At 72.4% G+C, this 11,919-nt stretch carries 11 protein-coding genes and 1 tRNA gene; 3 read left to right on the top strand and 9 right to left on the bottom strand.

Annotated features, from left to right (window positions below; translation table 11 throughout):
* Positions 1–116 precede the first annotated feature (116 nt).
* Positions 117–938 (top strand): MerR family transcriptional regulator, encoded by an 822-nt coding sequence (locus tag ACWFQ8_RS26095; protein WP_453788741.1) that lies wholly within the window; start codon positions 117–119, stop codon positions 936–938.
* Here ACWFQ8_RS26095 and ACWFQ8_RS26090 read toward each other — a convergent pair.
* Entirely contained in the window at positions 920–1,723 is an 804-nt protein-coding gene (locus ACWFQ8_RS26090; protein ID WP_453788704.1) for an exodeoxyribonuclease III, read from the bottom strand. The two genes, ACWFQ8_RS26095 and ACWFQ8_RS26090, sit on opposite strands and share 19 nt — an antisense overlap.
* A gap of 38 nt (positions 1,724–1,761) precedes the next feature.
* Between ACWFQ8_RS26090 and ACWFQ8_RS26085 the strand changes: the two genes are divergently transcribed.
* Positions 1,762–2,256, top strand: a complete 495-nt coding sequence (locus tag ACWFQ8_RS26085; RefSeq protein ID WP_453788703.1) for a GNAT family N-acetyltransferase — start codon at positions 1,762–1,764, stop codon at positions 2,254–2,256.
* Between the two features lie 494 nt (positions 2,257–2,750).
* Here the strand turns inward: ACWFQ8_RS26085 and ACWFQ8_RS26080 are convergent.
* The 7 genes from ACWFQ8_RS26080 to galU form a co-directional block, all read right to left on the bottom strand.
* Positions 2,751–2,824, bottom strand: a tRNA-Ala gene (locus ACWFQ8_RS26080).
* 78 nt (positions 2,825–2,902) lie between these two features.
* Positions 2,903–3,973 (bottom strand): divisome protein SepX/GlpR, encoded by a 1,071-nt coding sequence (sepX, locus tag ACWFQ8_RS26075; RefSeq protein WP_453788702.1) that lies wholly within the window; start codon positions 3,971–3,973, stop codon positions 2,903–2,905.
* A 159-nt stretch (positions 3,974–4,132) separates the two neighbouring features.
* Positions 4,133–4,762: a GNAT family N-acetyltransferase gene (locus ACWFQ8_RS26070; RefSeq protein ID WP_453788740.1), complete on the bottom strand. Its 630-nt coding sequence runs from the start codon at positions 4,760–4,762 to the stop codon at positions 4,133–4,135.
* Entirely contained in the window at positions 4,759–5,307 is a 549-nt protein-coding gene (locus ACWFQ8_RS26065; protein ID WP_453788739.1) for a MogA/MoaB family molybdenum cofactor biosynthesis protein, read from the bottom strand. The genes ACWFQ8_RS26070 and ACWFQ8_RS26065 overlap by 4 nt, the downstream gene beginning before the upstream one ends.
* 65 nt (positions 5,308–5,372) lie before the next feature.
* Positions 5,373–5,852, bottom strand: a complete 480-nt coding sequence (gene moaC / locus ACWFQ8_RS26060; protein ID WP_453788701.1) for a cyclic pyranopterin monophosphate synthase MoaC — start codon at positions 5,850–5,852, stop codon at positions 5,373–5,375.
* Positions 5,853–5,926: 74 nt separating this feature from the next.
* Positions 5,927–7,294: a molybdotransferase-like divisome protein Glp gene (gene glp, locus ACWFQ8_RS26055; protein WP_453788700.1), complete on the bottom strand. Its 1,368-nt coding sequence runs from the start codon at positions 7,292–7,294 to the stop codon at positions 5,927–5,929.
* 4 nt (positions 7,295–7,298) lie between these two features.
* The gene (gene galU, locus ACWFQ8_RS26050; RefSeq protein ID WP_453788699.1) at positions 7,299–8,201 is read right to left on the bottom strand and encodes a UTP--glucose-1-phosphate uridylyltransferase GalU; all 903 of its coding nucleotides are present in this window, start codon (positions 8,199–8,201) and stop codon (positions 7,299–7,301) included.
* A 94-nt stretch (positions 8,202–8,295) separates the two neighbouring features.
* Here galU and ACWFQ8_RS26045 point away from each other — a divergent pair, with 94 nt between their 5' ends.
* Complete coding sequence (locus tag ACWFQ8_RS26045) at positions 8,296–8,910, top strand: 5-formyltetrahydrofolate cyclo-ligase (protein WP_453788698.1); 615 nt, start codon at positions 8,296–8,298, stop codon at positions 8,908–8,910.
* A gap of 11 nt (positions 8,911–8,921) precedes the next feature.
* On the opposite strand, the gene ACWFQ8_RS26040 is transcribed toward ACWFQ8_RS26045, so the two are convergent.
* Complete coding sequence (locus ACWFQ8_RS26040; RefSeq protein WP_453788697.1) at positions 8,922–11,762, bottom strand: penicillin acylase family protein; 2,841 nt, start codon at positions 11,760–11,762, stop codon at positions 8,922–8,924.
* Between the last annotated feature and the right edge of the window lie 157 nt (positions 11,763–11,919).

Raw genomic sequence — 11,919 nt, 5'->3', positions numbered from 1 at the left:
CGAAACACTGCCAGCAATTACTGGCACAATCGGGAGGGTAGAGCAGCACCGTACTCATGGGTAGGGGTCGCGCCCGGAAAGTTACCGCTGGTACGCCATAGGCTGCGCCCGTGGCGATGGAAGAGACGCGAGCGAAGACAGTGCGCGAGTACCGCACGGAGGAACTGGCCGAGGCGGCCGGCATCCCGGTCCGCACCCTGCGCTTCTACCGCGAGCGCAAGCTGCTCCCGCCGCCGCGCCGCGAGGGCCGCATCGCGTGGTACGACGACCACCACCTGGCCCGGCTGCGGACCATCGCCGCCCTGCTGGACCGCGGCCACACCCTCGGCGGAATCGCCGAACTGACCGCCGCCTTCGAGAACGGCCGCGACGTGGGCCAGCTCGGCGAACTGCTCGGCATCGGTGGGTCGGAGGAGACCCCGGTACGGCTGACCCCGGAGGCGCTGGCCGACTACTTCGAGGGCGAGGTCACGCCCGAGAACCTGGCGGCCTCGCTCGACCTCGGCTACCTCGCCACCGACGGCGACGAGATCGTGCACGTCAGCCGGCGCCTGCTGGACGTCTCCTCGGCCCTGGTGCGCGAGGGCGTGCCGCTCTCGGCCGTGCTGGAGACGGGCCGCCGCGTCCGCGAGCACGCGGACGCGATGGCCCTGCTGTTCGCCGAGCTGACGGCCGCCCACATCGCGCCGGACGCGCTCCAGCGGCTGCGCCCGCTGGCGAAGAGCGTGGTCGAGGCGGAGCTGACGATGGCGATGGATCGGCTGCTGGCGCCCGGGGCGGCGCCTGGTTCCGCCCCGGCGCAGGCCCCGACCGGGGCCCCGGACCCGGACCCGTCCCGGTCGCCGAGCAGGGACCGGACCGCGGAGCCGGACCCGGCTGCGACTGTGGATGCGGCTTCGGACGCGGCTCCGGCCTCCGGTCAGGGAGCCAGTTCGTAGACCACGGTGACGGGGGCGTGGTCCGACCACCGCTCGGGGTGGGTCTCGGCCCGCTCCACGAACGCCTTCACGGCCTTCGCCGCCAGCCCCGGCGTCGCCACCTGGAGGTCGATCCGCCAGCCGGCGTCGTTGTCGAAGGCCCGACCGCGGTAGGACCACCAGGAGTACGGCCCCTCGGTGTCGGGGTGCAGCGCCCGGACCACGTCGACGTAGCCGGCGTCGGTGTACACCTTCCCCAGCCACTCCCGCTCCTCGGGCAGGAAGCCGGCGTTCTTGCGGTTGGTCTTCCAGTTCTTGAGGTCGGCTTCCTCGTGGCAGATGTTCCAGTCCCCGCAGACGACGACTTCGCGCCCGTCGGCGGCGGCCCGCTCCCTGAGCCCCTGGAGGTAGACCATGAACTCCGCCATGAACCGGTACTTCTCGTCCTGCTTCCCGGTACCCGCCTCCCCGGAGGGCAGGTAGAGGCTGGCGACGGTCACGCCCGGCAGGTCCACCTCCAGGTAGCGCCCGGCGGCGTCGAACTCGTCGCTCCCGAAGCCGACCCGCACCTGCTCGGGCGCGCGGCGCGTGTACAGCGCCACCCCGGCCCGGCCCTTCACGGCGGCGGGGGCGAACACGGTGTGCCATCCCTCGGGACTGCGGACCTCCTCCGGGATCTGCCCCTCCTCGGCCCGTACCTCCTGGAGGCAGACCACGTCGGCGTCGGAGCCGGCGAGCCACGCCCCGAAGCCCTTCTTGGCGGCGGCGCGGATCCCATTCACATTCACGGAGGTCACGATGAGCATCCCAGCACCTTAGCCCGAGCGTTCCGTACGATGTTCGGATGTCTCACGGGATCCAGCTCCGCGTCGTACCGTTCGATCACCCGGACGCGGTCAAGCTCAACGACCAGGTCCAGCTCGAGTACCAGGAGCGGTACGAGGGCGAGGGCGACGAAACGTTTCTCGACCCGGCCATGTTCTCCCCGCCGAACGGCCTCTACCTGCTGGCGTACGACGCCGCGGGCGCGCCGGTGGCCAGCGGCGGCTGGCGCCGCCAGGACCGCAACGAGGAGGGCTACGCGGACGGAGACGCGGAGTTGAAGCGGATGTTCGTCGTCCGCGAGGCCCGCGGCATGGGCCTCGCCCGCCGCATCCTGGCGGAGCTGGAGAAGGACGCCCGCGCGGCGGGCCGCGTCCGGATGGCCCTCGAAACGGGTGACCAGCAGCCGGAGGCGATAGCCCTCTACCTCTCCTCGGGCTACACCCCGGCCACCAAGTTCGGCTACTACCGCTTCCACGACGCCAGCCGCTGCATGGCCAAGCTCCTGACCGACTGACGCGACCGGCCCTCCCCCTCGGGCGGACCGGCGGCCTACGCCGCGAGCCGGACCCGGGCGGTCCGCGCCCCGGCGGGGCGGGCCGTCGGCCGGTCGCCGAACGGGCTCGCGGCGTGGCGCGGCGGCCCGTACCCCGACGCCGACTCCCGCAGCTCCGGCCCCGGCCCCGGACCGTACCCCGCGGCCGGGGCCCCGCCGAGGGGAGACACCTACCGGACCGGCCCCGGGCGCGCAGGTGACGCCCGCTCACGAACGCCGTCGCGACCGCACCTTCGGCCGCCGCCGGGACGGCCACGTCCCGCGGCGCCGCCGCCCACCCGCACCGGGCCGAGCTCCGCCGCCGCCGACGCGCACACCCCGGATCGCTCGCGCCCTCGCCCCTGTTCAGGCATGAGCCCGTGGTGAACACCCGCAAACGCCGAAATCCCGCCCGGTCTTTACGACCGGACGGGATTTCATGACGCCCGCGAGAGCTACTCGCGAACTGTCGTTTGTGGACCTGTGGGGATTTGAACCCCAGACCCCCTCGATGCGAACGAGGTGCGCTACCAGACTGCGCCACAGGCCCTTGCGACGTGTGAAACATTAGCATCCCCGCGCGGGTGCTCCAAAACCGGTATCCGGGAGCGTCCTCGCAGGTCACCGATCACTCGTTCGCGGCCCGGGGGCGGTCGTCGCTCTCGTACTGGTCGAACAGCGGAGTGCGGCCCCGGTCGCGGCCCCGGGGACGCGGGGTCGTCGGGGGCTTCGCGTCCGGCTCGGCCTCCGGCTTCGGGTCCGTCCTGGGCGCCGCCGGCTGGGCGCGCAGGCGCGGTTCCGTCGGCTCGGCGGTGCTGGAGCGGGTGGCGCTCCAGGCGTCCGGGGCCGCCGGCCCGGTGGCGCGCGGGGCGACCGGGGCCGTCACGTACGTCGGAAGCGGGACCGGGACGGGCTCCCAGCTGTCGCCTCGGGCGGGACCGCGTTCGCGCTCGCGCTGCTGGTCCACCCACTCGGCGTGGTCGGTCTGCTCGACCAGCGCGCGCCGTCCGGCCTCCTGCGGGGAGACCGGTGGTGCCGGGTCCGGTTCGGTGCCCGGCGCGGCTTCCGGCTCGCGGCGGCGCGGGCGGTTCTCGCGCAGGTGGCGCGCGGCCGCCTCGGCGCGCCGACGGTCCATGGTGAACTCGTAGCGCCGCCGCTCCTGGACCCTCAGGTGCACGATGTACGTACTCAGCAGCAGGGCCGGTGCGGCGGGAGCCCACAGGAACGCGAGGCCGCCCACGGCCGCGACGACCGCGCCGAGGGTGAAGACCAGGAACAGGAGCGCGGTGGTGCGCCGACGTCGGGCGAGGACCTGGAGGCGCTGCTCGCGCCGGGCCCGCTCCGCACGCTGCTCCCGGTGCTCCCGGTGCTCCCGGTCGCCGACGGCCGGTCTCGGCTCAGCCCTGGTCGGAGGCACGACGACGACCCGGACGTCGGCGTCCACGGAATTCACCGTTTCCGTCGCGGCGTCCGGGTCCGCGTGGGGCCGGGGCTGCGCCTCCTCGTCACCGCGCTCACGCAGTCCCTTGGCATAACGGCGCTCCATTCCCGCCCGGCCGGAAAGCAGCCGGATGGCGGTGGAGAAGCGTTCCGTCGGACGGGCCTCGTTCAGCTCGTCCTGCCTCCGGAGCCACATGGGCACCAAGTAGGCGGCCCAGGCCCCGACAATGACTGCGTAGATGAGGCCGCTGCTGCTCACACCTCACACCGTAGAGGGACGCGGCCGAGGGGATCGGCCAATTGGGCCGGTGTGTCGCACGATCTCGCTGATATCACGGACTTTTTTTGTGGTTCTTCGGATCAGCTTATGGACGAATCGGTTCGCCGTGCGCTCTAAATCGAACGCATATTCGCTTTTCTATTTCGACGGGGTCTCCCGGTGCCGGGCCCGGTGCCAGCGCCGCAGCAGTCCCTCCGGCACCTCCTCCACGGTCACCGCGTACACGAGGTGGTCCCGCCAGGCGCCGTCGATGTGCAGGTAGCGCGGCCGCATCCCCTCCTCGCGCAGCCCCAGCTTCTCCACCACCCGGCGGCTCGGCCCGTTCTCCGGACGGATGCACACCTCGACCCGGTGCAGCCCGACCTTCCCGAAGCAGTGGTCCACGGCGAGCGCCACGGCCGTCGGCATCACGCCCCGGCCCGCCACCTCGCGGTCCACCCAGTAGCCGACGTGCCCGGCGCACATGGAACCCCAGGTGATGCCGGCGACCGTCAGCTGGCCCACCAGCCGGCCCCGGTACTCGATGACGAACGGCAGCATCCGGCCGGCGTTCGCCTCCGCCCGCAGGTGGCGGACCATCTGGCGGTACGTGGGCCGCTGGACCACCGGCCCCCAGGGGGCGGGCGGCGGGATGGTGGCCTCCCACGGCCGGAGCCACTCGCGGTTGCGCCGGTTGACCTCGCGCCAGGCCTTCTGGTCCCGCATCCTTATCGGCCGGAGGGTCACGTCGCCGTCCGTCAGGACCGCCGGCCAGGAGGGACCGTTCAGCTCGCGCTCCCGGCAGGTCTGGTTCCCTCGCCGGGCCGGGGATGGTCTCCACCCCGGATCTGGTCCACCGCGTGCGTCAGGATGCGGGACAGCACCGCGAGGCCGTCGCGCACACCGCCCGTCGAACCGGGCAGGTTCACGATCAGGGTGCGCCCGGCCACGCCCGCCAGACCCCGCGAGAGCGCCGCGGTCGGCACCTTGGCCAGGCCCTCGGCGCGGATGGCCTGCGCGATGCCCGGGACCTCGTAGTCCAGCACCCGCGCGGTGGCCTCGGGCGTGCGGTCGGACGGCGAGATGCCGGTACCGCCGGTGGTCAGGATGACGTCGTACCCGGCGGACACGCCCTCGCGCAGCGCCCGCTCCACGGGATCGCCGTCCGGGACGACCCGCGGGCCGTCCACGGCGAACCCGAGCTCCGTCAGCGCCTCGGCCAGGAGCGGGCCGCCCTTGTCGGCGTACACGCCCTGCGAGGCCCGGTTCGACGCCGTGACCACCAGGCCGCGCAGCGCGGACCCGGGACCGGCCGGGGAAGCCGGGGACGTCAGCGGCGCCGGCTCCCCGGATGCCGCCGGGGGCACGTGGCTGTGCACCTCGCCGCCGCGCGGGGCGTTCACGAGCGCGTCCAGTCGCCGGACTTGCCGCCCGTCTTCTCCTCCACCCGGACGTCCGTGACGACCGCGCCCTTGTCGACCGCCTTGACCATGTCGATGACGGTGAGCCCGGCCACGGCCACGGCGGTCAGCGCCTCCATCTCGACCCCGGTGCGGTCCGTCGTCCGCACCGTCGCGAGGATCTCCACCGCGTCGTCGGTGACGGACAGGTCGACCGTGACCCCGGAGACGGCCAGCGGGTGGCAGAGCGGGATCAGGTCAGGGGTCTTCTTCGCCCCCATGATGCCGGCGATCCGCGCGGTCGCGAGGGCGTCGCCCTTCGGCACGCCCTCGCCCCGCAGCAGCTCGATCACCCGGGGGGAGACGAGGACGCGTCCGCTGGCGCGCGCCGTCCGGGTGGTGACGTCCTTCTCCGAGACGTCCACCATCCGGGCCGCACCGGCCTCGTCGATGTGGGTCAGCCTGCTCTGCGTACTCATACTCTGCGCGCCGCTTCCGTCCGGGCCCCTCAAGGGCCTGTGTGGTGCAACACGCTACCCGCACCGGCGGGACTTCAGCCGAGCAGGACCACTTCCAGCTCGGCCCCCGGCTCCACCGAGGTGACGTCCTCCGGTACGACGATCAGCGAGTCGGCGTGCGCCAGCGCGGCGATCAGGTGGGAGCCCGATCCGCCGACCGGGGTGACCGTCGCGGTCGCGGCGTCGTAGGTGCCGCGCAGGAACTGCCGGCGGCCGGCCGGAGAGCCCAGGGCCCGGTCCGCCTTCAGCACCGCGCGCACGGTCGGCCGGCTCACCTCGGAGTCCGGCAGCCCCATGAGCGCGCGGATCGCGGGACGCACGAACAGCTCGAAGGAGACGTACGAGGACACCGGGTTGCCGGGCAGCGCGAGCAGCGGGGTGCGGTCCGGGCCGACGGAGCCGAAGCCCTGCGGCTTGCCGGGCTGCATGGCGAGCTTGCGGAAGTCGATCCCGCCGCCGTCGACCTCGGCGTCGTCGCCCGTACCGGGGCCGGTGGACACCGAGCTCAGTGCCTCCTTGACCACGTCGTAGGCGCCGACGCTGACCCCGCCCGTGGTGACGAGGAGGTCGGCCCGGATCAGCTGGTCCTCGATGGTGGAGCGCAGGGTGTCGGCGTCGTCCGCGACGGCCCCGACCCGGTAGGCGATGGCTCCGGCGTCCCGCGCGGCGGCGGCCAGCGCGAAGCTGTTGGAGTCGTAGATCGTGCCGGCGGCCAGGGCCTCGCCGGGCTGGACCAACTCGCTGCCGGTGGACAGGACGACCACGCGCGGGCGCGGCCGGACCCGCACGGTGCCGCGTCCGATGGCGGCCAGCAGGGCGATCTGCGGTGGGCCGAGCACCGTGCCGGCGGCGAGCGCGAGGTCGCCGGCCTGGACGTCGCTGCCGCGCGCGCGGACGTGCGCCCGCGCCCCGGCGGGCCGGTGCACCCGCACCTCGCCGCCGGCGCCCTCGGGGGCGGCGCTGGCCGGGGTCATCCCGGAGGCCGCGCCACCGCCCGTACCGCCGTCGGTCCACTCGACCGGTACGACGGCCTGCGCACCCGGCGGCAGCGGGGCGCCGGTCATGATGCGGGCGGCCTGGCCGGGGCCGACGGTCGGCAGCTCGGCGCTGCCGGCCGCGACGTCCCCGACCACGGTCAGCACCGCGGGGAACTCCTCGCTCGCGCCCTGGACGTCGGCCGTACGGACGGCGTAGCCGTCCATGGAGCTGTTGTCGAAGGGAGGGAGGGCGACGGGCACGGTCACGTCCTCGACCAGGACACAGCCCTGGGCGTCCAGCAGCTGGAGCTCGATGGGCTCCAGCGGCCGGACGGCGGCGAGGATGTCCGCGAGGTGCTCGTCCACCGACCAGATGCGCTGCTCGCGCCGGAGCCGGGCGGTGTCCTGCGGTGCGGAACTGCTCAAGGTGCTACATCTCCTCCGTGACGTAACGGTGAAGCCAGGTACGGAACTCCGGGCCCAGGTCCTCCCGCTCGCAGGCGAGGCGGACGATGGCCCGCAGGTAGTCCCCGCGGTCCCCGGTGTCGTAGCGGCGGCCCCGGAAGACCACCCCGTACACCGGGCCGCCGATGGTCTCGTCGGCGGCCAGCTTCTGCAGGCCGTCGGTGAGCTGGATCTCCCCGCCGCGGCCCGGCTCGGTCTCCCGCAGTATGTCGAAGATCGCGGGGGTCAGGACGTAGCGTCCGATGACCGCGTAGTTGCTGGGCGCGTCCTGGGGCTCCGGCTTCTCGACGAGACCGGTGATGCGGACGACGTCCTCCTCGTCCGTGGCCTCTACGGCGGCGCAGCCGTAGAGGTGGACGTTGGCCGGGTCGACCTCCATGAGCGCGATGACGGTGCCGCCGGTGCGCTGGTGGATGTCGGCCATCTGGCGCAGCAGCGGGTCGCGCGGGTCGATCAGGTCGTCACCGAGCAGGACGGCGAAGGCCTCGCGGCCGACGTGCGGCTCGGCGCAGAGCACGGCGTGGCCCAGGCCCCGCGGGTCGCCCTGGCGGACGTAGTGCATGGTGGCGAGGTCGCTGGACTCCTGGACGCGCTTGAGGCGGTCGTCGTCGCCCTTGGCCGTGAGCGCCGACTCCAGCTCGTAGTTGCGGTCGAAGTGGTCTTCCAGCGCGCGCTTGTTACGCCCCGTGATCATGAGTACGTCGTCCAGGCCGGCCGAGACGGCTTCCTCGACCACGTACTGGATGGCCGGCTTGTCCACGACCGGGAGCATTTCCTTCGGGGTGGCTTTGGTCGCCGGAAGGAACCGAGTACCGAGGCCCGCGGCCGGAATGACGGCCTTCTTGATCACGGGGTGCAACATAGTCATGGCCAGAACGATAGTGGGTCCCGCCGACCGCGAGACCGGGCCCCGGTAGGTAGATAAACATATGTCCAGGTTCGCAAGGATATTTGAGGCCGCTGTGACCGAGAACGCACCGACCGTCTCCGCGAAGGCCGCGCTGCGCCGGGAACTTCTCGCCGCCCGCCGCTCCCTGACCCCCGACGCCTGCCGCGCGGCGGCCGCGGCGCTCGCCGAACGGGCCGTGGAACTGCCCGAACTGGCCCGCGCGCACACGGTCGCCGCGTACGTCTCCGTCGGCACCGAGCCCGGCACCCGTGCGCTCCTCGACGCCCTGCGCTCGGCCGGCACACGCGTCCTGCTGCCCCTGTTGCTGCCCGACAACGACCTCGACTGGGCCGTGTACGAAGGCCCGGACAGCCTCGCGGAGGCGGCCCACCCGGGCCGGATGCGGCTGTTGGAGCCCACCGGGCCCGCGCTCGGACCGGAGGCGGTGACCGGCGCCGACGCCGTACTGCTGCCCGGTCTCGCGGTGGACGGGCGCGGGATGCGGCTGGGCCGCGGCGGCGGCTCGTACGACCGGGTGCTGGAGCGGCTGGAGCGCGCGGGCGCGCATCCCGCGCTGGTCGTGCTCCTCTACGACGACGAGGTGGTCGCGCGGGTCCCGGAGGAACCGCACGACCACCCCGTCCAGGCGGTGGCCACCCCGTCCGGGGTGCGCCGCTTCGGCCCGTAGGCCCTCGGGCCCTACGGGCCGCCGGGCGTGAGGGTCAGGGTGTCGACCGTGGAGCGGTCCACGGCCTCCTTGCCGAAGGGCCACTCCAGCAGCTCGCCCTTGGCCCACATCGTCGTCTGGTCCGTGTAGTTGCCGTGGTACGCGTGACCCGATGCGCCCGTCAGGTTGATCCAGCGGGACTTGTCGAGGTCGTTGAGGTTCACGACCATCCGCATCGACGGGACCCAGGTGACCCCGTACCCGCTGGAGGCGTTCCAGCCGGTCGCGTTGACGGTGGCCTCGCCGCCGCCCAGGTTCCACGGGCCCCGGTTGAGGAGCCACTGCATGAAGCCGGGGCCCTCGGTGCCGATGGTCTGGTTCTTCAGCGTCAGCTGGTGCAGCCGGCCCCAGCTCCAGGTGGACTGGTCCTTGCCGAGCCGGGCGGTGAGCTCCCAGCGGGCGTCGTTCATGGCCCGGGCGAAGAGCTCGTCGCGGGTGGTGGTGGCCGGCTGGTTGAGCGTCCTGGGCGAGGTCCACCACTGCGACTTCTCGTCCTTGACGAGGCGGCGGACCACCTCGAACCAGCGGTCACCGCCGTCCGGCTGCGCCGAGTCGGCGTCGCGGGCACCGCATTCGCGCACCGTCTCGGCGAGGTCGTCGGCCGGGCCGGTGCTCTCGCGGACGTTCATGCAGCTGCCCTCGATGCGCAGTTCCTTCGGCATCTTGTCGCCGAAGGACAGCTTGAGGATGTTGCGCCAGACCGCGTTGAAGTACGCGGCCGCCGCGGAGTCCGGCTCTTGGGTGTAGTTCCAGCCCTCCAGGAGCTTCTGCGCGGAGCGCACGTCCGGGTCCGAGACCTCGATCTTGGCCAGCATCGGGGTGAGCAGCGCGGCGATCTCGCTGCTGTTGTCCATCTGCATGGCGCGCATGTCGTCGGTGGAGATCTTGCCGCTGTCCTTGATCTTCGCCTCGATGAGGTCGTTGATCCGCTGGCTGCGGGCGCCGTAGCCCCAGTCGGTGGTCAGCAGGTTCGGGTACTTGCCCGCGCCGGTCCCGTTCTCCGCGACGGCCTGGTTCGCGGTGACGATGTAGCCGCGCGTCGGGTTCTGGTCCCACGGCAGCGCTTCCTGCGGGATGTAGCCGCCGTTGCCGTCCTTGCCGCCCTTCCAGGCGTACTTGGAGTCCCAACCGGGGGCGGGCATCCGGCCGTCGCCCTGGCCGCGGACCGGGATGCGGCCCGGGGCCTGGTAGCCGATGTTGCCGTAGGCGCCCTTGCTGTCGGCGTAGATCAGGTTCTGCGAGGGGACCTCGAAGTCCGCGGCCGCCTGGCGGAAGGTCGGGAAGTCCTTGGCCCTGTTGAGCTTGAAGACCGCGTCCATCGACTTGCCCGGGTCCAGGGCGGTCCAGCGCAGGGCGACGGCGTAGCCGTTGCCCCGGTCGGGGGCCGAGGGGGCGACGGGCGCGCGGGCGCCGACGGAGGCGAGCTCCTCGCTGCGGTCGGAGACGAGCGGGCCGTTGTTGGTGACGCGGACGGTGATCTTCTTGCTGGTGCCGCCCGCGATCTTGATGACCTCTTCGCGGGTCTCGAAGGGGAGCACCCTGTTGTCGTAGACGTAGCCGTCGGGCCGGATCTGCTCCAGGTAGAGGTCGGTGACGTCGGCGCCGAGGTTCGTCATCCCCCAGGCGATGTCGGCGTTGTGGCCTATGACCACGCCGGGCATGCCCGAGAAGGTGTAGCCGGCCACGTCGTACTGGCACTGGGCCGAGACCGCGCGGCAGTGCAGGCCCATCTGGTACCAGACCGAGGGCAGCTGCGGGGACAGGTGCGGGTCGTTGGCGAGCAGCGGCTTGCCGGTGGTCGTGTGCTTGCCCGAGATCACCCAGGAGTTCGAACCGATGCCGCTGCCGTTGGGGCCGAGGATGGCCGGGATCTCGTCCAGGGTCTCGGCGAGCGCGCTCAGCTGGGTGCGCAGGCCCACGGTCGCGCCCTGGGCGGTGGCGTTGTCGGCGAGGCCGGAGGCGCCGGAGCCGGAGCCGGCGCCCGCGGAGACCGGGGACCCCGAGGCCGTACCGCTGCCGCTGCCGGAACCCGAACCGGAGGGCGTGGAGCCCTGCGGCGTGTACTTGCCGCCGTCGGTCCGGCCGCCCTCGACGATCGGCTTGTTCCGGTCGAAGGGGTACGGCGGGTAGAGCTCGTCGATCTGCGCCTGCGTGAGCTTGTTCGACATCAGCGCGCGGTCGATCTCGTCCTGCATGTTGCCGCGCAGGTCCCAGGCCATCGCCTTGAGCCAGGCCACCGAGTCCACGGGCGACCACTGCTCGGGCCGGTAGCCGTCGCTGAGCTTGAGCGCGGCGTGCTCGACGGAGAGGTCCTTGCCGGACTTCCCCTTCAGGTACGCGTTGACCCCGTCGGCGTAGGACTGGAGGTTCTTCTTCGTCTCTTCCGAGAGCTTCTTGTCGTACTCGGTCTGGGCGACCTGGCGCCAGCCGAGCGTGCGCAGGAAGGCGTCCGTCTCCACCTGCCCGGCGCCGAACATCTCCGAGAGCCGGCCCGAGGTCATGTGACGGCGTACGTCCATTTCCCAGAACCGGTCCTGCGCGTGCACGAAGCCCTGGGCGCGGAAGAGGTCGTCGTCGTTGTCGGCGTAGAGCTGGGGGATGCCGTGGGCATCGCGCTTGACGTCGACGGTCCCGGTCAGGCCCGGCACCTTCAGGGATCCGGTCGTCCGGGGGAAGGAGGCGCGCACGCTGTCCACGCCCCAGTACGCCCCGTAGCCGAGGCCCGCGAAGAGAGCCAGGACCAGGACGAGCACGATCAGACGGGCGCGTCGTCCCTTCTTCTTGACGGGAGGAGCGGATTCGTTGGCGGGCATCGCTGTCCTTAGAGGGGCAGGGTGGTCCTGGGTGCTGGGAGCAACCATAGGCGCAGGACCCCTCGCGTTGATCCGCCAGGGGGCCCGCCCCCTGAGGACAGGGGCGAACAGGCGTTTCACAATGTGAGGAGCACGTCAAGAAAGCGTCAAAGATTAG

The organism is Streptomyces sp. NPDC055254 (genome assembly GCF_053606025.1).
Note: the sequence above shows the minus strand (reverse complement) of the source record. Positions and strands in the feature narration are given on the sequence as shown.